The 20,409-nt window shown below is 60.8% G+C and carries 14 protein-coding genes and 1 pseudogene; all 15 read left to right on the top strand.

The features are described from left to right. Position 1: 1 nt before the first annotated feature. The 15 genes and pseudogenes from tssH (at position 2) to RHP75_RS20460 (ending at position 20,355) form a co-directional block, all read left to right on the top strand. Positions 2-2,605, top strand: a complete 2,604-nt coding sequence (gene tssH / locus RHP75_RS20395) for a type VI secretion system ATPase TssH (protein ID WP_311089781.1) — start codon at positions 2-4, stop codon at positions 2,603-2,605. A gap of 10 nt (positions 2,606-2,615) precedes the next feature. Then, positions 2,616-4,127, top strand: a complete 1,512-nt coding sequence (locus RHP75_RS20400) for a sigma 54-interacting transcriptional regulator (protein WP_311092005.1) — start codon at positions 2,616-2,618, stop codon at positions 4,125-4,127. 223 nt (positions 4,128-4,350) lie between these two features. Next, positions 4,351-4,641: pseudogene (locus RHP75_RS21410) on the top strand (putative adhesin); the annotation flags it as partial. A 216-nt stretch (positions 4,642-4,857) separates the two neighbouring features. Next, complete coding sequence (locus RHP75_RS20405) at positions 4,858-6,945, top strand: type VI secretion system tip protein VgrG (RefSeq protein WP_311092006.1); 2,088 nt, start codon at positions 4,858-4,860, stop codon at positions 6,943-6,945. Further along, complete coding sequence (locus RHP75_RS20410; RefSeq protein WP_311089782.1) at positions 6,918-7,769, top strand: DUF4123 domain-containing protein; 852 nt, start codon at positions 6,918-6,920, stop codon at positions 7,767-7,769. Before RHP75_RS20405 ends, RHP75_RS20410 begins: the two co-directional genes overlap by 28 nt. A 13-nt stretch (positions 7,770-7,782) precedes the next feature. Next, a complete protein-coding gene (locus RHP75_RS20415) occupies positions 7,783-9,846 on the top strand; it encodes a LysM domain-containing protein (RefSeq protein ID WP_311089783.1) in 2,064 nt (687 codons plus the stop codon). Next, positions 9,839-10,837 carry an SUMF1/EgtB/PvdO family nonheme iron enzyme gene (locus RHP75_RS20420; RefSeq protein ID WP_311089784.1) on the top strand — a complete coding sequence of 333 codons (999 nt, stop codon included), beginning with the start codon at positions 9,839-9,841 and terminating at the stop codon, positions 10,835-10,837. Before RHP75_RS20415 ends, RHP75_RS20420 begins: the two co-directional genes overlap by 8 nt. Before the next feature lie 190 nt (positions 10,838-11,027). Then, positions 11,028-11,162 carry a type VI secretion protein gene (locus tag RHP75_RS20425; protein ID WP_311089785.1) on the top strand — a complete coding sequence of 45 codons (135 nt, stop codon included), beginning with the start codon at positions 11,028-11,030 and terminating at the stop codon, positions 11,160-11,162. 19 nt (positions 11,163-11,181) lie between these two features. Next, the gene (gene tagH, locus RHP75_RS20430; RefSeq protein WP_311089786.1) at positions 11,182-12,378 is read left to right on the top strand and encodes a type VI secretion system-associated FHA domain protein TagH; all 1,197 of its coding nucleotides are present in this window, start codon (positions 11,182-11,184) and stop codon (positions 12,376-12,378) included. A gap of 5 nt (positions 12,379-12,383) precedes the next feature. Continuing rightward, the gene (gene tssJ, locus RHP75_RS20435) at positions 12,384-12,866 is read left to right on the top strand and encodes a type VI secretion system lipoprotein TssJ (protein WP_311089787.1); all 483 of its coding nucleotides are present in this window, start codon (positions 12,384-12,386) and stop codon (positions 12,864-12,866) included. Between the two features lie 3 nt (positions 12,867-12,869). Then, on the top strand, positions 12,870-14,201 hold the full coding sequence (gene tssK, locus RHP75_RS20440; protein WP_160086100.1) for a type VI secretion system baseplate subunit TssK: 1,332 nt from the start codon (positions 12,870-12,872) through the stop codon (positions 14,199-14,201). Positions 14,202-14,203: 2 nt separating this feature from the next. Further along, positions 14,204-15,085, top strand: coding sequence for a type IVB secretion system protein IcmH/DotU (icmH, locus tag RHP75_RS20445; protein WP_167144047.1), 882 nt, complete (start codon positions 14,204-14,206; stop codon positions 15,083-15,085). Continuing rightward, positions 15,082-18,621: a type VI secretion system membrane subunit TssM gene (gene tssM / locus RHP75_RS20450; protein WP_311089788.1), complete on the top strand. Its 3,540-nt coding sequence runs from the start codon at positions 15,082-15,084 to the stop codon at positions 18,619-18,621. Before icmH ends, tssM begins: the two co-directional genes overlap by 4 nt. After that, complete coding sequence (locus RHP75_RS20455; protein WP_160086106.1) at positions 18,621-19,349, top strand: PP2C family serine/threonine-protein phosphatase; 729 nt, start codon at positions 18,621-18,623, stop codon at positions 19,347-19,349. Before tssM ends, RHP75_RS20455 begins: the two co-directional genes overlap by 1 nt. 10 nt (positions 19,350-19,359) lie before the next feature. After that, positions 19,360-20,355, top strand: coding sequence for a serine/threonine-protein kinase (locus RHP75_RS20460; protein ID WP_311089789.1), 996 nt, complete (start codon positions 19,360-19,362; stop codon positions 20,353-20,355). Positions 20,356-20,409: the final 54 nt, after the last annotated feature.

Here is a 20,409-nt window from a genome sequence, read left to right on the forward strand (position 1 = left end):
AATGATCAACGTCGATTTACAGCAACTGGTGCAAGCCCTCGACGCTGCCAGCAAACAGGACCTGGAAACCGCTGCCGAGCGCTGCGTAGTCCGCGGCGGCAGCAAGATTCTGGTGGAAGACCTGTTGCTCGGCCTGCTCGAGCGTCCCGAAGGCTTGCTGCCCCGCGCTCTGCAGGATGCCGACGTAGACGCCGGCGAGCTGGCCCGTGCGCTGCAACCGCGTGGCGAACACAGCGAATCGCGCAACCCGGTGTTTGCCACCGAACTGGTGCAATGGCTGCAGGACGCTCTGCTGGTTGCCAGCCTGGAACTCGGCCAGAGCCAGGTCGATGAAGCCGCGCTGATCCTCGCCCTGCTGCGCAACCCGATGCGCTATGCCGGCAGCCACTACCAGCCACTGCTGGCCAAGCTGAATGCCGAGCGCCTGCGCGAATTCGCCATGGCCCAGCAGCCGCAAACTGCCGCAGGTAAACCCGCAGCCGGTGGCGAATCGAACCTCTCGCGCTTCACCCACAACTTCACCCAGCAGGCCCGTGACGGCAAGCTCGACCCGGTGCTGTGCCGCGACGGCGCAATCCGCCAGATGATCGACATCCTCGCCCGCCGCCGCAAAAGCAACCCGATCGTGGTTGGCGAAGCCGGTGTTGGTAAAACGGCCATCGTCGAAGGCCTGGCCCTGCGCATCGCCGCCGGTGAAGTGCCGACAGCGCTCAAGGGTGTCGAACTGCTGTGCCTGGACCTCGGCCTGCTGCAAGCCGGCGCCAGCGTCAAAGGCGAATTCGAACGCCGCCTGCAAGGCGTGATCGATGAGGTCAAAGGCTCGCCCAAGCCGATCATTCTGTTTATTGATGAAGCCCACACCCTGATCGGTGCCGGCGGCCAGGCCGGCAGCGGTGATGCCGCCAACCTGCTCAAGCCCGCCCTGGCGCGTGGCGAGCTGCGCACCATCGCGGCCACCACCTGGAGCGAATACAAGAAGTACTTCGAGAAAGACCCGGCCCTGGCCCGACGCTTCCAGCCGGTGCAGCTGCATGAGCCGACCGTCGATGAGGCCGTGACCATCCTCCGCGGCCTGGCGCCGGTTTACGAGAAAAGCCACGGCATCTACCTGCGCGATGACGCCGTGGTCGCTGCTGCCGAACTGTCCGCACGCTATCTGGCTGGCCGTCAGCTGCCGGACAAAGCCGTCGATGTCCTCGACACCGCATGCGCCCGCGTGCGCATCAGCCTGGCCGCTGCGCCGGAAGCGCTGGAGCGCCTGCGCGGCGAGATCGCCGAAGGCGAACGACAGAGCGGGGCCATGGGCCGCGATATGGAAGCCGGCCTGAACATCGACAGCGAAAGTCTCGAACAGCTCGAAGCACGCCTGAGCCAGGCCCGCGCCGAACTGGAGCAGATCGAAACCCGTTGGGCGGTGCAGCGCGAGCTGGCCGAGCGCTTGCTGGAATTGCGCAAGCAATGCGCCAGCCTGCGCCAGAATCCTAGCGACGCAGAGAACAGCGACGGCCAAGCCGCTCAGCTGGAACAACTGGAAGGCGAACTGCGCGCCGTGCAAGCCGAGCTGGCCAGCGCTCAGGTGAATGAGCGCCTGGTCAGTTTCGAAGTCTGCCCGCGCCTGGTGGCCGAAGTGATCAGCCACTGGACCGGCGTACCGCTGAGCCAGCTGGCCCGCGAGCACAACAGCAAGGTGCTGACCTTCGCCAGCGACCTGCGCCAGCGTGTACGCGGTCAGGAGCAAGCCATCGCCGCGCTGGACCGCTCGATGCGTGCCACCGCCGCCGGCCTCAACCGCGCCGATGCACCGGTCGGCGTATTCCTGCTGGTCGGCCCCAGCGGCGTCGGTAAAACCGAAACCGCCCTGGCCCTGGCGGATCTGCTGTATGGCGGCGAGCGCTTCCTCACCACCATCAACATGTCCGAATTCCAGGAGAAGCACACCGTTTCCCGCCTGATCGGCGCGCCGCCCGGCTACGTCGGCTATGGCGAAGGCGGCATGCTCACCGAAGCCGTGCGGCAGAAGCCCTACTCGGTGGTGCTGCTCGATGAAGTGGAAAAAGCCGATCCGGACGTGATGAACGTCTTCTATCAGATCTTCGACAAGGGCGTGGCCAACGACGGCGAAGGCCGCGAGATCAACTTCCGCAATACGCTGATTTTGATGACCAGCAACCTGGCCAGCGAGCGTATCGCCAGCCTCTGCCAGGGTGGCCAGCGCCCGGATGCAGAAGACCTGGAACTGGCGATTCGCCCGACGCTGACTCAGCACTTCAAACCGGCGCTGCTCGGCCGCATGCGCGTGGTGCCGTACTACCCGATCAATGGCGAGGTGCTCAACGAGCTGGTCGGCCTCAAGCTCGCGCGCTTTGGCGAGCGCCTACAGCGCCGTCAGCTGCAGTTCAGCCATTGCCCGGCACTGCTGGAGAACCTCGCCGAGCGTTGCAGCCACAGCGACAGCGGCGCACGCCTGATCGATCACCTGATCGACCAGCACCTGCAACCGCTGGTGGTCGATCGCCTGCTCGACGCCATGGCCAGCGGCGAAAGCCTGCAACGCGTGCACGCCACCCTGAACGGCGAAGGGACGGTGGTCTGTGAGTTCACTTAACGTGTCGCTGATGTTCAGCCAGGTGCCGCAGCCACTGCGCTATGCCGAAGCACTTTTGCAACGCTTCGCCACGCTGGCGCGCGCGGCCAATAGCGACGCCCTGCTCGGCGGCCTTGTGGAAAGCGCCGCGCAGCTGTCGGGCAGCGAATTGAGCCAGCTGTACCTGCTCGACGACACCCACACACGCCTGACCCTATCCGCCGAATGGCAGGACGGCCTGTTGCAGCCGCGCGCGGACGCCAGCCTGTCCAGCGACTACGACGGCGAACAACTGCTGCAGTACTGCCTGTGCCAGAACCAGACGCTGAGTCTCAATGAACTGGACAGCAGCCTGCACCAGACCGGCTTCCTCCCCGAGGCTCAAAAACCCTGGCGCAGCCTGCTGTGCCAGCCGCTACTGGATGAACAGAAAGGCGTCACCGGCCTGCTGTTGATTGCCAGCCAGCGCTCGCGTGAACTGCAGGGGTTTGCCGACTCGCTCGGCCATCTGGGCAGCTTTGTTGTCGCCCAACTGCACCTGCTGCAGCGCCTGCGTTCGCCGCGCAGCGAGCAGCCGGTTGCCGTGGTCAGCACGCCCTGCGCCAGCGGCTATGGCCTGATTGGCGACAGCCCGGCGATGCGCAGCGTCTACCAGCTGATCAGCAAAGTGCTGCACAACCCGGTCAGCGTTTTGCTGGCGGGCGAAACCGGCACCGGCAAGGAGTTGGTGGCCCGCGCCATCCACGATTGTGGTTTCCGCCGTAGCAAGGCCTTTGTCGTGCAGAACTGCGCCTCGCTGCCGGAAAACCTGCTGGAGAGTGAGCTATTCGGCTACCGCAAAGGCGCCTTCAGCGGCGCCGACCGCGACCATCAGGGCCTGTTCGATGCGGCCAATGGCGGCACCCTGTTTCTAGATGAAATCGGTGATATGCCGCTGAGCCTGCAAGCCAAGCTGCTGCGCGTATTGCAGGAAGGCGAAGTGCGCCCGCTGGGCTCCACCGCTACGCACAAGGTCGATGTGCGCATCGTCGCCGCCACCCACCACAACCTGCGCAACCTGGTGGAAGAAGGCCGTTTCCGCGAGGACCTGTTCTATCGCCTGGCGCAGTTCCCCATCGAACTGCCGGCCCTGCGTGAGCGCGATCAGGACATCCTCACTCTGGCGCGCTACTTCGCCGACAAGGCCAGCAGCTTTCTGCAGCGCAATCAATGCCGCTGGGCCGACAGCACCCTCGATCACCTGGCCCGCTACCCCTTCCCCGGCAACGTGCGCGAGCTCAAAGGCCTGGTCGAACGCGCCGTGCTGCTGTGCGAAGGCGGCGAGCTGCTGCCGGAACACTTCGACCTGCGCCAGGCAGGCAGCAACGATGACCCCGGCATGAACCTGCGCGAGCGCATGGAGCGCGTCGAACGCAGCCTGCTGCTCGACTGCCTGCGCAAGAACCGTGGCAACCAGACCAGCGCCGCCTGCGAACTCGGCCTGCCGCGCCGCACCCTGCTGTACCGCATGCAGCGGCTGAATATCAGCCCGGCTGACGTGTAAGGCTTAAGGAGAAGAGCATGTTCAACGCCGCCAATCAGAGTTACGTCAATCCCGTCAGCGCTGTGCTTGTCCAGCCGCAACGTGGTCATGTAGGAGTCTTCGCGTGAAACCTACTCCAGCGAACGCAACCGCTCTCGGCGAACATTTCTATCTGTTCCAGAAGTCCTCTGGGCAGCCAAGCAAGAAACTGATCATCACCAGCCATGGCGCTTATATGCCTGGCATGCACTTGAACGTGCCCGCCAACACCTCGCTGGTGTTTTATGGCCCGGACGGTAAAACCCTGCAAGACCCCGGCCTGGGCAAGGTGATGCGCGGTGAAATCGCGCCGCACGAACAGAAAGGACCGGGGGAATCCACGCGGAACTACCTGGTTTCCAAGTACAGCGACGACCAGTACTCGAGCATTGCCTACGGTGCCAAGCTCGAAGGCGTCGATATCCTCACCGTGCGCAACCGCAAAACCCCGACCCTGTTGTTACAGAACAGCACCATAGCGCTGAGCGATGTATTCAGCGAGTTGAGCAAACACGGCCTGCAGTACGACGAAATCCACTGTGTGTTTTGCCGTAATTTTCTCTTTCACCCCAAGCCCGCAACCCATATTGCTCCGGCCGCGACGACCCAGCCGCCGGCTGAGGCTGTTACAGCCAATGCCAGAAGCAGCGCGGTATCGGCCTCCGCAGTCGTTCGCGCCTTGACCGGCAACGCCGCCAACCTTGCCACAAGCCTGGCGCCAAACCGCTTTACCCTGGCCATCGACGGCCTCGGCCACGATCTGCAAGTGCTTGAATTTAAAGGCCGTGAGGCCATCAGCCAACCCTTTGCATTCGAACTCGAGCTGATCAGTGAACGCCCTGACCTTGATCTGGAAAGCCTGCTACATCAGCCCGCCTTCCTCGAATTCACAGCCGATGGCGGCGGCATTCATGGCCTGGTTTATCGCATAGCCCAAGGTGACTCAGGCAAGCGCCTGACTCGCTATCACATCACCCTGCGCCCGCAACTGGCGTACCTGGCACACCGCATCAACCAGCGCATCTTTCAGCACCTGACGGTAGAAAAGATCATCAGCCAGGTGCTCGAAGAACATGGCATCCAGAGCAACGCCTATAAGTTCGAGTTCGGCCAGACCGTCTACCCAGAGCGCGAATACTGCGTGCAGTACGACGAGTCCGACCTGCACTTTATCCAGCGCCTGTGCGAGGAAGAAGGCATTCATTACCACTTCCAGCACAGCGAGCAAGGCCATGTACTGGTCTTCGGTGATGACCAAACCGTCTTCCCCAAACTCGCGCCAACGGCCTACCAGCAGGACACAGGCCTGGTGGCCGATGAGCCGGTGGTCAAGCGCTTCGCCTTACGCCTGGAAACCCGCACCAGTCGCGTAACCCGCCGCGACTACGACTTCGAAAAACCCAAGCTGTTGATGGAAGCTGCTTTTACCAGTGAGTTCAGCCCCGACCTGGAAGACTACGATTACCCCGGCCGCTTTGTTGAGCGTGAACGTGGCAAGCACCTGGCCAAACGCAACCTCGAACGTCATCGCAGCGATTACGAATTAGCCCAGGGTGAAAGCGACCAACCGCTGCTTGTCAGCGGCCACTTTCTCAACCTCAGCGACCACCCGCGTAGCGACTGGAACCAGCTGTGGCTGCTGACGGAAATCCACCACGAGGGCAAACAGCCGCAGGTGCTGGAAGAGTCCGTCACCAGCGACACCCAAACCAGCGACGGCTTCCAACAGGGCTACCGCAACCGCTTCAGCGCCACGCCTTGGGACGTGCTGCACCGCCCCGCACTTAAGCATGCAAAACCCAAAGTCTTGGGCAGCCAGACGGCCGTAGTCACGGGGCCCGCCGGTGAAGAAATTCACTGCGACCAATACGGCCGGGTCAAAGTGCAATTCCACTGGGACCGTGAAGGCCAAGCCAATGACACCACCAGTTGCTGGCTGCGCGTCAGCTCCAGCTGGGCTGGCGACCGCTATGGCGCTATCGCCATCCCGCGCATCGGTATGGAAGTGCTGGTGACCTTCCTCGAGGGCGATCCTGATCAGCCTCTGGTCACCGGCTGCCTGTACCACGCCGAACACGTGGTGCCTTACGAACTGCCCGCCAACAAAACCCGCAGCGTCTTCAAAACCCTGAGCAGCCCCGGCGGCGCTGGCTACAACGAACTGCGCATCGAAGACAAAAAAGGCGAGGAGCAAATTTACCTGCACGCCCAGCGCGACTGGGATGAAAACATCGAACACGACCAGAAAATCCGCGTCGGCTTTGAGCGCCACGACACCGTCGCAGCCAACAGCTACAGCGAATTCCAGGCCGAAGAAAACCGCACCACCCACGCCGACCGCAAAGTGGAAACTCGCAGCAACGACCACCTCACCGTCGGGCAAAAACAGCATGTGAAAGTCGGCACTGGCCAATTCGTCGAAACCGGCAACGAAATCCACTACTACGCCGGCAGCAAAGTGGTGATCGATGCCGGCATGGAACTCACCGCCAGCGGCGGCGGCAGCTTTCTCAAGCTTGATCCGGGTGGCGTCACGCTAAGCGGTGCGACGATCAAGATCAATTCGGGGGGGGCGCCGGGTAAGGGTTCGGGCATCGCGATTCTGCCGCCCACTATTCCGGGCGCGGCGGATGCGGATAAGGCAGGTGTGGTGACGCAACCGGCATTGTCTAACAGCCCTATGCGCCTGCGCTCAATTGCCAAAGACGATCTGCTGCTGAGTGCCCAGTGTCATCAACAACCTAATGGAACTTGCCCCTTGGAGACCTGCCCATGCGGCAAGAACAGCCAAATTATTTGAACGTGGCACAGCACGAGCACTTGCCCACAAACAATGGGCAACTCCACATTCTGCTGGATGGCGCTCTGTTGGACGCAGCACGGTTTGCATACACACATGACGACAACCCGACGCTGCAAAAGCTTTACGCCGGGACTCGCCACAACAATGCCATTGAGGTCAGCCCGTGCCTTATCCAGCCGTCTGCGGCAAGCCGTCTATGGGATGTAGAAGATCAATGGCGTGACTTCGGTATCGTTCTACAGAGTAATGCCGAGCCTAATGTGCTTGCCGAGCATTTACGTAGCCTGATCAGCATACGTCTGCCATCGCGCCAGCTTGCTTACTGCCGCTTTTATTCGCCCAAGTGGATAGGTCGGCTTCTAGAAAGCTGTACAGAAGGCGAACTAAAAGCTTTCTCCGGCCCAATACAACGCTGGTTCGCTTACGAGCACATGGCTTGGCTCAGCCTTGCGCCGACCATCACAGATCAATCGCGTCCCGCCAGCGAAGAAGGTTGGTTCTGCCTACGTCAGCAACAGCTTGATCTGTTTCAAGCAGCAGAAGAGCAGCGCTATGTCGAGCGCATGGCAAGCCACTTTGATTGCCCCTCCATGACGACTACAGAAGGAACCGCTGCCCGCGATCAGCTGGGGCAGTTAATCCTGCAAGCCCGGCAGTACGGGTTTACCCAGGAGCATCAGTGCACCCACTACCTCGAACTGGCTTGGCGCTTCCCCGAGGAACTCAAGACTCCGGAACTTGGCAGCCTGATGGCAGACCAAAGCCTGGCTACGGATACACGCCTGGAGCAAGCCGAAAGTCGCTTGTTCGGCTTGGTATAAGGAATATTTGGATATGGATTATCTGGTAAAGGCCGGCGACACCTTGAGCATGATTGCTCGCAGCCATAACACCACCGTCGCCACCCTGATGCGCCTCAACCCGCAAATAGAAAACGCCGACCGCATCAGCCCCGGCCAGAGCATCAAACTTCCGGGTCAACAAACTCAGCAACGACAAACCCGCAGCGTTGGACAAGTGGCCGACTGCAGCCAATGCGCAGACACATATGTCGACTTGGTACATCAGGCCAACGAACGACTATTCATACCGCTAACAGCAGAAATGCAGCGCGCCTTCCAACAAGAAGAAGCACGCCTTGAACAACTGATCGCGCAGTTTTATGCAGGGTTGCAAGGCAGCGCAGAGGCTATCCGTGAACACAAGAATGCCTTTGTAGCCAGACTCGAACAGGAGCGCGTCATCGACGACGCCAAGCCCAGCGAACCGTTCCGTCTGACCGAGATCCGTCGCCTCAAAGGCGACAAACATTACAACTACGTGCGTCGCGATGATTTCTGGCAACCGGTTAAACGCCACCGTTCATACAACATCAAGTCGCAAGACGAAGCCAACCGCCAAGGTTGGTACGACCCTGCCAGCGGCAAGCTTGATAAAGCCAAACTGATTGAGTCGATTGCCGACGATTTGAAAAAGCCCGAGCTAAAAGCATCCCTGACGCTATACGAGGAATTCGCCGACTGGTGCCTGCTGGAATGGCAAAGTGATCCGGTTAGCTGGCAGCCTATCGATGGCATGGACCCCATCACTGTGAATGCCGAAGCCCAAGCCATGCGCTTCGCCATTGGCGCCAGCATGAGCACGGGCTTCGACCCAATCGAACGCAACGCCCATATTGCCGCTCAAGCCAGCACCAGCATGAGCCTAGTAGAAGCCAAAGGCAGCATGAGCACCGCCTGGCCGGCTGAAGAACATACCGAATGGAAAATCATCTACCTCGACGATAACGACCAGGAACAGGAATCCTCACTGGGTAAATTCCGTGGCAAGTTGGAGCTGGAAATAACCGGTTTCGCCGGAGCCAGTGCCTTGCTAGCGGCCGATGTACAGATCGACATGGAAGGAGGTATTCCACGCCTGAAAGGTGTGGGTGGCGATAAATATCAAAAAGCCGATGAAGGCCCGGCCAAACTGGCCGCGAGTGCCTTCGCCGGGGTGCGCGCCGACGGCAAGCTGGAAGGCAGCATCGAATGGCAGGACACCCTTGCAAGCGATGCTGAATGGAGTGCCATCTGTACCCTTGGAGTGGGTGCAGGAGCGGCTTTGGGACTGGGGGGGGATGCACGGATCTTGCTGAAATGGAGCCCTGAGACAGGCAAGTTCTACTTCAATGTGCATGCCGGACTCGTAGCAGGTGCCGGTGCCTCCGGAGAAGTGGGTGCCGAGGTGGATGTTGGGGAATTCGTCACCATGTTGCATTGCGTCTATAACGCTTTGCTGGAAGTCGACTTCAGGCATGTTAAAAGCATTGACATACCTGCCTTCAAACAGCTTTGCAACTTTGCACTACTGAACTTGATAAATGGCTCACCCATTAACTCGGCCATCATAAGGCTTGGCAGCTACCTATCCGAAGTACTCGCAACTGAAATAAGAAATATTTATATAGCACACCAATCAGCTAAAAAACGTGAAGAACTAGCCATCAAGACGGCAGAAAATATTCTGCGTGATGTTAAGCAAGGACAAACCAGCTGGGTACGCCATGCCCCCCCCGAGGTAAAAGGGCGTTTGCTGGATATTATCTGCTATGAGTACCGCTTAACGCCTTTCGACTATTACACCCTCGGCTCGAACTCTCGGGAACAGGCCATTTTGACAATTTTAGAAAGCAGTCAAAGTTGGCGCGATTATGAAGAAACCGTAAGTCGGATGAACCCTGAAGGCGAGAAAGGCGACTTTGACGCCAATCGTGAACGTATTGAAGGCTTTATGCGCCCATATAAAGGTCGTCTGATAGGGCCGATTGAGACACGCTTAAAACCCACAAAACCCGTGGCTAATCAACCAGTACGGGTTGCCCGACATATTGAGCTCAGTGGAACCCGTTATGCGTAAGATCTTAAGAAAGACTGCTTGCCTACTGCCTCTGCTATTGGCGGCCTGCCAAGCAGCCGATCCACCACCAAGAGACGCATTCGACCAAGAATTGGCAGCGAAACTGCCGAATGCAAATTATGAAACTCGGCAAAAGGTACGAGAAATACTCCGTGAAACAGTGGCCAATCAAATCTTTATTGAGGGTGGGACTTTCACTATGGGTGACTGGGGTGCCGTCGGCGACGACGGTGTCTGGAGACCTTACTTTCCCCCAACAGCAGAAAAAAACAAGGCACATCAAGTGACCCTAAGCAGTTACAACTTAGGAAAATATGAAGTCACCGGAGAAGAGTACGATACTTTTTTATTGGCCACAGGCAGACCAGTAATTATTAGAGCAAACATTATTGGCGGGGAAATGGGTGGCACCCCCATTGTTATTGAAGAACAAGAAAGAACACCATATGAGCAAAACCCAGAAGCTTTCGATTACATCAAAAAACCCGCGATGGATCGATGGCAAGATGCCAAAGATTACTGCTTATGGCTGGGCGAAATTAGCGGTTTGTCATTTGACTTGCCCACCAATGCGCAGTTTGAATACGCCGCTCGAAATCGCGGGGAAAAGTGGCTGTTCGCCACTTACGACGGAAATCCAGTCAATTATGGTCATCCCTATATAGATCGCCTGAAAATATTCAGCACACCAGTTGGAACTCAACTGCCTCAAAATCCGCTGGGCTTATATGACATGGGCGAGAATGCCCCTGAATGGGTCAACGACTGGTACTCCCCGAGCTATTACAGCAAAAACCCGAAAATTACTGACCCTCAAGGACCGACCAGCGGTACAGAAAGAACGGTGAGAAGTCTGGGCGTTAGTTCTTTAGCGTTTAGCTTTAGCCGCAGCAAGGCACCTGAGATACGGAAAGATGGTTACCTAGTTACCAATGGCTTTCGCTGCGCAGTCAACAGCCCCGCACCCGTGACATTGGAAATCCCCGAATGACGCTGAGTGCTAATCACACCCGATCCACGGTAGCCCTGGTTCTCGTTTCAAGGAATCTGAAGGACCGTTTCATGAACCGGATCAACCCCTAAAAGCCAAGTATTGAACTCCAATACTCGACCAAAGATGTCATTTAGCCAGCACATTGCTAATGAGTACTTCGACTCACACATTCAAGGAGGAAATCCGCATGCACTTACCCCGTCACACCCTCGCCCTGCTCGCCCTGGCTCTATGCCTCTCCGCCTGCAGCGGCAATTACAAGTTCAACGATGACGAATACCGCCCGCTGGGCGAACCGCAAGCAGTGAAACGCGGCAACTGACCGCAAGGAGTTAACAACCATGGAACTGGTCTTCGATGTGGTCAGTGCACAGCAGTTCGTGCCAGGTCTATTGACCACAAAAACCTTCAAGCAGGCCGGCGGCATTATTGGCCGGGCGGAGGAATGCGACTGGGTGATTCCGGATCGCAAGCGTGTGCTATCCAGCCGGCATGCCGAGGTGAGCTATCGCAATGGCTCCTTCTACCTGACCGACACCAGCAGCAATGGCATCCAGCTGAAAGACAGCGGCGCCAGCCTGCGCAAGGGCGAGGCCCAGCGTATCGAGCATGGCAGCGTGTATTGCTTTGGCGATTTCGAGCTTCGTGCGCGGCTGATTCAGGACCCGGCCATGTTTGCTGGCGATATCGGCCGTGCCCAGCCCGCTGGCAGCATCATTCCGGACGATGCCTTTCTCGACCTCGATCCGCTGACTGCCATCGACCAGCAGGAGCGTGTATACGCCGAGGTCGATGACCTGACGGCGATTCTGCGTCCGCATAACGTGCAGGCGCAGCAGCGTGACTATGCGCAGATTGATGAAGAAAACCTGCTGGTGCCTGCGCTGGTAATGCCCACGCCTGAGCCGCAGCCCAAGCGTGCACCGGAACCGGTGCGACTGCCGCCGACCTTCTGGGAAAAATTCTCCGAGGCCCTCGGGGTCAAACTCGATGATCTCGATGACGATGCCCGCGAAGCCCTGGCCATCCACAGCGCCAAGCTACTTAAGCAGAGCATCGGCAGCCTGCAGCAAAGCCTGCGCACCCGCAGCGAGCTGAAGAACGAACTGCGCCTAGCCCTGACCACCGTTCAGAGCGCCGGCAACAACCCGCTCAAGCACACCGCCGACAGCAGTGAAGCGCTGAGCGCACTGCTGCGTGGCGGCAAGACCGGGCAACTGAGCGCTGAGCAGACCATCAGCCGCAGCTTCCGCGATCTGCAAGCGCACCAGGTGGCATTGCTCGCCGCCAGTCGCGCGGCCGTCAAAGGCATGTTCGAGCAACTGTCGCCGGAGCAGCTGAGCCTGCGTTTCGAGCGTGAAGGCCGCAAGCCGCTGATCGCCACCGCTGGCAGCCGCTGGCGCGCTTACCGTCGCCTGCACAGTGCATTGGAGCAGAACGACGACTGGAGCGACCGCCTGTTCGCCCGTGACTTCGCCCACACCTACGAAGAACAGGTTCGCCTGATCGCCACCCTCAACACCGATGTTCAAGGATGATCTCCATGCACCGTTTCACCTGCCTGGCCCTGTTGGCCGCCCTGCTCAGCCTGACCGGTTGCGCCGCACTCTCGCCCTATTCGGACATGACCAAGCTCGACCTGACCCTCAACGGCAGCGATGAGCTCAACCCGGATCTCAATGGCCGCCCCTCGCCGATCGTCCTGCGCCTGATCGAGCTGAAGCACCCGGTGGCCTTTGAGACCGCCGATTTCTTCTCGCTTTATCAGCGCCCGAAAGAAGCCCTGTCGCCGGACATGGTGGTGCTCGAAGAGCTGGAACTGCGTCCGGGCGAGCAGCGCGAAATGAAGCTCTCGGTACAGCCGGGCAGCCGCTATGTCGGCGTGCTGGCGGCTTATCGCGACCTGCCGGAAAGCAACTGGCGCGTGGTAATTCCGCTGCAGGAAAAAGAGCGCAACAGCAGCGTACTGACCCTCAATGCCCTGGGCATCAAAACCCAGGACGACGCCAACAAGGAAGAGGAATAAGCCATGGCCATGCATAAAGTGGTCTGGCAAGAAGGCATGTTGCTGCGCCCGCAGCACTTCCAGCAGAACGACCGTTACTACGACTACCAGCTGAAAACCCGCACGCAGAAGCTCGACAGCTATGCCTGGGGCTTTTTCGAGCTGGAGATCGACCGCCAGTTCCTCAATATGGGCAAGCTGGTAGTGAGCAAGGCCAGCGGCATCCTGCCCGATGGCACCCTGTTCGACATTGGCGCCGAACGCGAGCCGCTGGCCCTCGACGTGCCGCCGAACACCGGCAACACCCCGGTGTACCTGGCCCTGCCGCTGGTGACCGGCAACCATATCGAAAGCCGCCGCCCTGAACAGCAGGATGTGCTCGCGCGCTTTACCGCCTTCGATGAAGAAGTCACCGACTCCAACGCCGGCGACAGCGCATCGAGCCAGGTCAGCTGCGGCCGCCCGGATTTCCGTCTGCTGCTCGGCGAGCAACAGAGCGACCAGGCTTACGTCAAACTGCAGCTGTGCGACGTACTCGATACCACCCCGGACGGGGTGATCAGCATCGATCCGGAATTTATTCCGACCTACGTCAACTTCCAGGCTTCCGGCTACCTGCTGAGCTGCCTCAAGGAAGTGATCAGCATGCTCGCCCACCGTGGCGACATTCTTGCCGAACGTATTCGCGCCACCGGCAAGGTCGGCGGTGCGGAAGTAGGCGACTTTATGATGCTGCAGCTGATCAACCGCTTCGAGCCGGTGCTGCGTCATTACCTGGGCATCGAGCAGGTGCACCCGGAGCAGATCTACCGCGAATTGCTCGGCCTGCTCGGTGAGCTGGCGACCTTCTCCAGCGAGATCAAACGCCCGCGCCTGGAAGGCCGTTATCTCCACAGCGACCAGGGCGTGAGTTTCCGCAAGCTGATGGATGCGATCCGCCAGGTACTGTCGATGGTGCTGGAACAGCACGCCATCGAAATGCTCCTGCAGCAGCGTCAGTACGGCATTCAGGTGTCGCCGCTGCACGACCACAAGCTGCTCGCCACCTCCACCTTCGTCCTCGCCGCCAGCGCCCAGTGCGACTCGGAAGAGCTGCGCCAGCGCCTGCCGGCACACCTCAAGGTCGGCCCGGTGGAGCAGATTCGCCAACTGGTCAACCTGCACCTGCCAGGCATCAAGGTCAAACCGATGCCGGTGGCGCCACGGCAGATCCCCTTCCATTCAGGGAAAACCTACTTCGCCCTGGAACTGGGCTCCGAAGAACTGGCGCAGCTGGAACGCTCCGGTGGCTTCGCTTTCCACGTGTCCGGCGAGTTCTCCGGGCTTGAGATGAAATTCTGGGCGATCAGGAACTGACGATGACCACCAAGGAAATGGAATACGGCCAGGACGACAAAACCGTCATCCTCAACCGCAAAGGTGATGCCCCCGCGCACAGCCCGCTGACTGACTTCGCCGCGCCGCCGAAATTCGAGCAGCTGGAAGAGCGGATGATCTACGCCGCGCGCCTGCGCCCGGCCGAGAGCTTCAATATCAGCCTCAACCCGTTGGTCGCAGCCGCCGCCACCCTGCTCTCGGAAGTGGTGCGTCTCAAGCACAGCTTCGACAGTGAAGACATGCACGCCCTCAACCAGCGCCTGTCCAGCGCCATCAAGCTGTTCGAACACCGCGCCCTGCATGAAGGCGCGGAAAGCAGCCAGGTGATGGCCGCGCGTTACGTGCTGTGCACCGTGGTCGATGAGGCCGTGGTGACCACGCCCTGGGGCAACGAGAGCGAATGGTCGCAGATGAGCCTGCTGTCCTCGTTCCACAACGAGACCTTCGGCGGCGAGAAGTTCTTCCAGCTGCTCGAGCGCCTGTCGCGCAACCCGGTCAAGCACTTGCCGATGCTCGAGCTGATGTACCTATGCCTGTCCCTCGGTTTCGAGGGCAAGTACCGCGTGCTGCCGCGCGGCATGCTTGAGCTGGAAGCGGTACGCGACAGCCTTTATCGCCAAATCCGCCAGATGCGCGGTGACGTGCCGCGCGAGGTTTCGCCGCACTGGCAGGGCCTGAAAGACACCCGCCGGCGCCTGGTGCGCATCGTGCCGTGGTGGTTGGTGGCGCTGTTTACAGTGGTTTGCCTGGTGGTGATGTACAGCGGTTTTGCCTGGGTCTTGGGCGAGCAGCGCGAAACGATTCTGCAGCCGTACGAGCAACTCGACCCGTCTGCGGGTGTAAGCATGGATGATCTGAAATGAAGCCTTTTTTCGGCAAGTTAGCCGCATTTTTCCGCAAGACCTGGGTATGGAGCCTGTGTCTGGTATTGGTCCTGGCGCTGCTGGTGTGGTTTGTCGGCCCGCTCCTGGCGGTCAACGATTACAAGTTCTGGGAATCGGCCACCAGCCGCCTGCTGAGCATCAGCGGGTTGTTCCTGGTCTGGGGCCTGGCCATGGTGTTCGCCAGCTGGAAAGCCACCGCCCGCAAGCAGGCCGAGGAAGACGATGCCGACGCCCAAGAGCGCCTGCGCCGCGAAGGCCTGATCAACGAGGAGCAGCTCGAGCTGCGCAATCGTTTCAAGCAGGCCCTGCACACCCTCAAACGCTCCAGCCTGTACCGCGGCCGTAGTGAGAAGTGGCGCAATGAGCTGCCCTGGTACCTGCTGCTCGGCCCGCAGAGCAGTGGCAAGACCAGCCTGCTGGACTTCTCCGGCCTGGATTTCCCGCTTAATCGCGGTGACCAGCAACGCCTGACCAAAGACGTTTCCGGCACCCGTTATGCCGACTGGTATTTCGCCGACCACGCCGTGCTGATCGACACCGCCGGGCGCTACCTGACTCAGCCCGACCCAGCCATCGACAGCCGCGCCTGGGACACCCTGCTGGGCCTGTTGCGCAAACGCCGCGCGCGCCCGCTGAATGGCGTGCTGGTGAACATTCCGGTGGAGCAGCTGCAAGGCGGCAGCGAAATCGAACTGGAAAACCTTGCCCGCCAGACCCGTCAGCGTCTACAGGATATTCACCAGCGCCTGGGTGCCGATGTCCCGGTGTACCTGGTGCTGAGCAAAGCCGACAAGGTGTTGGGCTTCGATGAATTCTTCGACCAGCTGTCACGCGAAGAAAGCGACCAGGTACTCGGCGCCAGCTTCCGCAAGGAACAGAACGCTACTGATGTGCAAGTGATTCGCCAGGAATTCGAAGAACTGCTGCGCCGCCTCAACAGCCAGGTGATCCTGCGCATGCACCAGGAGCGCGACACCCAGCGCCGTGGCCGCATCCTCGATTTCCCGCACCAGTTGGGTCTGCTCGGTGAGCGTCTGTGCCTGTTCAGCGAACTGGCTTTCAGCGGCAACCGCTACCAGCGCGCCAGCCAGCTGCGTGGTTTCTACCTGACCAGCGCGCCGGAACTGAACGATCAGCTCGACCCGAGCACCAGCAGCATCGGCCGCAACCTGGGCCTGTCCAGCAGCGCCCTGCCGACCTTCCGCACCGGTCGTGCACGCTTTATCAATCACCTGCTCAGCCGGGTAATCTTCCCCGAAGCCGATCTTGCCGGCCTCGATCAGAAGGAAGTGCATCGTATCGACTGGGGCCAGCGCGCCATGTATGCCACCGCCCTGGTGGTGCTCGGCATATTCGGTGTGGTCTGGGCCGGCGGCTTCTCTGGTAACCACGGCCGCCTGGAGCAACTGCGCGACCTCGCTCAGCAACTGACCCAGCAACACAACAGCCTCGGCGCTCAGGACGATGCCCTGCGTACCCTCAAGGCGCTGGACCACAGCTACGCCGCCACCCAGGTGTTCCCGCCGGTGGATGAGGTGTCCTACCTGCAACGCGGCGGTCTGTACCAGGGCGAGAAAGTCGACCCAACGCTGCAACAGGCCTACCGCGCCGAGCTGGAAAACCTGCTGCTGAGCCGCGTCGGACGCCAGCTGGAAGCGCAAATACGCGCCAACCTGGGTGACCGTGAGCGCCTGCTCAACAGCCTGCGTGCCTATCTGATGCTCAATCTGGAAGAACGCCGCGACAAGGCCTTCCTGCAGGAGTGGCTGGCGGCCGACTGGTCGCTGCGTTACGCCGGCAACAGCGTCGGCCAGCGCGGCCTGAATGAGCACTTTGAGCGTCTGTTGTCCGAGTCGTTTGCACCCTACTCGCTGAATGAACCGCTGGTGGCCCAGGCCCGGCAGATCCTGCGCAGCGAGTCGCTGGCCAACGTGGTCTACCGCATGCTGCGGGATCAGGCGCGCAGCCTGCCGGAATATCGCCTGAGCCAGAAACTCGGCCCGCAGGCCGGGCTGTTCGTTGGCAGCGACTACGCCATTCCGGGTTTCTATACCCAGGTTGGCTACCAGAAAACCTTCACCGCCAAGGGCGCCGACCTGGTGCGCGACCTGCTGCGCGACAACTGGGTACTCGGCGAAGGCGACACCCTGAGCTCGGGCGACCTCAGCCGTCTGCTGGTGGAAATGGAGCAGCTGTACTTCCGCGATTACGCCAACTACTGGGGCGAAGCCCTCGCCCAGCTGTCACTGGACCCTATCGGCAGCGCTGGCCAGGGTGCCCTGCAGCTGGCCGGCCTGACCGCCGCCAACTCGCCGCTGCTGCAACTGCTGGTGGAAGTGCGCGACAACACCCGCTTCAAAGGCATGGCCGAAGCCGCCGATGATGCCGGTGCCGCCGCCGAAGCGCTGGAAGGCGCCAAGGGCAAGCTGGGCAAAGTTGCCAAGCTTGCCGGTGCTGCCGCCGAACAGGCGCAAGCGGCACTGGTGAAAAATCTGCCGGACACCGCACGGAAAACCCTGGAACGCCGCTTCGAACCACTGCACCGCCTGCTTGATGAAAACGGCGGTGCCGGCCCGGAACTGGCCACCACCCTGCAGGCGCTGGATGCCCTGCAACTGCAACTGGCCAGCCTGGCGCACGCCAGTGCGCCGGAGCAGGCCGCATTCGAGCTGGCCAAGGCGCGCATGGCCGGCCAACGCGATGCGATCAACCAGGTGCGCAGCAGTGCCGCACGTCTGCCACAACCGGTCGGCAACTGGCTCGGTCTGCTCGCCGAAGACAGCTGGATGCTGGTGCTCAACGACGCCTACCACTATCTCAATCAGCGTTATAAGAGCGAGCTGTACGCCGCGTATGACGGCTCGTTGAAGCAGCGTTATCCGTTCAGCGCACACAGCGAAAGCGATGTGGCGATTGCCGATTTCCGCGAGTTCTTCAAGGCTCAGGGGATTGCCGAGCGCTTCTTCGACAACTACCTCAAGCCGTTCGTCAGCGGTACCGCCGGCCAGTATCAACTGCGCCGCGTGGATGGCCGTGGCCTGCCGTTGTCGCGCGAGTTCCTGCTGCAGATGAGCCACACGCAAACCATCCGCCGCAGCTTCTTCGCCGAGAACCCCAACGAGCCGAAAGTGCTGTTCAAGCTGGAACCCTACTCGCTGGACTCCAGCCTGGGTCGCGCCGATTTCCGCTTCGGCAACCAGCAAATGGAATACCGCCACGGGCCAATCGTGCAGACCGCCTTCAGCTGGCCGGCTGAAGCCAATGAAGGGCGCACCAGCCTGGTGGTCGAAGAGCTCGGTGGACGCAAGGTGGGTATCGAGAAGAACACCGGCCCCTGGTCGCTGTTCCGCCTGCTCGACCTGATGAGCGTGGACTACCACAGCGGCCGCGACGTGCTGATGCTCAAGGCCGACCTCGGCGGTCTGCGCGCCAACTATCTGTTGCACAGCCAGCGCTCGCCGAACCCGTTTGACCTGGACCAGCTGCGCAGCTTCAAACTGCCGGCCACGCTCTGATGCAGGAGGTTGCCAACCTCTGGCGCAGCGCTGCGCGTACCGACACCGGCAAGGTGCGGGCGCGCAACGAGGATGCCTTTCTGGCCCTGCCAGAGCAGGGCCTGTGGGTGGTTGCCGACGGCATGGGCGGGCACCAGAACGGTGCCCTGGCCAGCCGCCTGATTGTCGAGCAGTTGGCCGAGCCGAGCGCAGGCGATTTGCCGCAGCGTCTGGATGAGCTGCGCAAGCGCCTGCACGCCCTCAACCGCCGCCTGGGTCAGGAACTGACGGTCACCGCCGCCCATCCGGACCCGGTGATCGGCAGCACGGTGGTGGCGCTGCTGATCGAAGGCGACCGCGCCGCCTGCGTGTGGGCCGGCGACAGTCGTTGCTACCTGTGGCGCGGCAGCCGGTTGTATCAACTCAGCCGCGATCACTCGCTCTTACAGCAACTTATTGATGAACAGCAACTCAGCCCCAGCGAAGCTGCACGGCATCCGGCAGCGCACGCCCTGACCCGCGCCATCGGTGCCAGTGACGAGCTGAAGCTGGAAATTCTCGAACTCGATGTGCTGCCCGGCGATGCCTTTCTGCTGTGCAGCGATGGCCTTTACCAAGGTCTTTCGGCCGATGCTTTGGGGGCTGCGCTGAACCTGCCTTCACCGCAGCTGACGCTGAATCGGTTGTTCCAGCAGGCCCTCGACGGCCCGGCGCGGGACAACCTGAGTGCAGTGGTGATTCGCCGATGAGGACTCACGGATGAGTGAACAGCTGCTCGACGAACTGCAGCAGGCCAACAGCCCGGCCAGCGACCTGACCTACTTCGCCCTGGCCGCGACGGCTGCCAAACCGGTAGCGCAAGCCCCGCGCGAAGTACTCAGCGAACTGCCGGAAGTGCTCGGCGGCCGCTACAAGATCGAGCGCCTGCTCGGCGTCGGCGGCATGGGTGCGGTGTATCGCGCTCGTGATCTGCTGCGCGAACAGTTCGGTGATCCCGAGCCCTATGTGGCGCTGAAAACTCTCAGCGATGACTTCGCCGAATACCCGGACGCCAACGCGCTGCTGTACAGCGAGTTCGCCCTCACCGCGCGGCTGAATCACCCGCATGTGGTGCGCCTGTTCGGCTTCGAGGTGGATGTGCCAAGCCAGCGCGCCTTCCTCACCCTGGAGCTGCTCAAGGGCCTGACGCTTGATCAGCTGCTTAGCGAACGCCCCGAAGGGCTGCCCTGGAGCGAGCTGCAGGAAATCGCCATCGCCCTGCTCGACGCCCTGAGCTATTCGCACAGCCTCGGCGTGCTGCATGGCGACCTGAAACCCAGCAATGTGATGCTCGCCGAAGACGGCCTGCGCCTGTTCGATTATGGTCTCGGCCAGCCCGTGGAAGGTCTGCTGCCTGGCCTGCCGCGCCTGTGCCGCAACCGTTTTACCGCCTGGACGCCGCGCTACGCCGCCCTGGAATTGCTCGACGGTGCGCCGCTGAACGCCGCTGCCGATGTCTATGCCGTGGCCTGTGTGCTGTATGAGCTGGCCAGTGGACGCCACCCGTTCAGCCGGCAGAGCGCCAAACAAGCCAAGGCCATGGAGCTGGATAAACAGCTGCAACGCCCCGAGCAGTTACCGGCGCATTGCTGGCCCGCCCTGCGCACCGCGCTGGCGTTCGATGAAGCGCAGCGCAATATCAGTTGCGCACAATTGCTCGAAGTATTTTGCCAGCCCACGCCCAGCGGCTGGCGGCGCTGGCTACGGCGCAGTTGAACGCAGCACGCGCACAGCAGCATCAATGGATGATCTTTTAACAAGGAAATGACC

This window comes from Pseudomonas sp. SG20056 (genome assembly GCF_031764535.1).
GTDB lineage: Bacteria > Pseudomonadota > Gammaproteobacteria > Pseudomonadales > Pseudomonadaceae > Aquipseudomonas.

What these genes read in the sequence shown, in the direction of transcription:
- RHP75_RS20420 (WP_311089784.1), top strand. Translation starts at nt 9,839, where the DNA reads ATGCGTAAGATCTTAAGAAAGACTGCTTGCCTACTGCCTCTGCTATTG.
- RHP75_RS20415 (WP_311089783.1), top strand. Translation starts at nt 7,783, where the DNA reads ATGGATTATCTGGTAAAGGCCGGCGACACCTTGAGCATGATTGCTCGC.
- tssH (WP_311089781.1), top strand. Translation starts at nt 2, where the DNA reads ATGATCAACGTCGATTTACAGCAACTGGTGCAAGCCCTCGACGCTGCC.
- RHP75_RS20425 (WP_311089785.1), top strand. Translation starts at nt 11,028, where the DNA reads ATGCACTTACCCCGTCACACCCTCGCCCTGCTCGCCCTGGCTCTATGC.
- RHP75_RS20400 (WP_311092005.1), top strand. Translation starts at nt 2,616, where the DNA reads ATGTTCAGCCAGGTGCCGCAGCCACTGCGCTATGCCGAAGCACTTTTG.
- tagH (WP_311089786.1), top strand. Translation starts at nt 11,182, where the DNA reads ATGGAACTGGTCTTCGATGTGGTCAGTGCACAGCAGTTCGTGCCAGGT.
- tssM (WP_311089788.1), top strand. Translation starts at nt 15,082, where the DNA reads ATGAAGCCTTTTTTCGGCAAGTTAGCCGCATTTTTCCGCAAGACCTGG.
- RHP75_RS20460 (WP_311089789.1), top strand. Translation starts at nt 19,360, where the DNA reads ATGAGTGAACAGCTGCTCGACGAACTGCAGCAGGCCAACAGCCCGGCC.
- tssJ (WP_311089787.1), top strand. Translation starts at nt 12,384, where the DNA reads ATGCACCGTTTCACCTGCCTGGCCCTGTTGGCCGCCCTGCTCAGCCTG.
- RHP75_RS20410 (WP_311089782.1), top strand. Translation starts at nt 6,918, where the DNA reads ATGCGGCAAGAACAGCCAAATTATTTGAACGTGGCACAGCACGAGCAC.
- tssK (WP_160086100.1), top strand. Translation starts at nt 12,870, where the DNA reads ATGGCCATGCATAAAGTGGTCTGGCAAGAAGGCATGTTGCTGCGCCCG.
- icmH (WP_167144047.1), top strand. Translation starts at nt 14,204, where the DNA reads ATGACCACCAAGGAAATGGAATACGGCCAGGACGACAAAACCGTCATC.
- RHP75_RS20455 (WP_160086106.1), top strand. Translation starts at nt 18,621, where the DNA reads ATGCAGGAGGTTGCCAACCTCTGGCGCAGCGCTGCGCGTACCGACACC.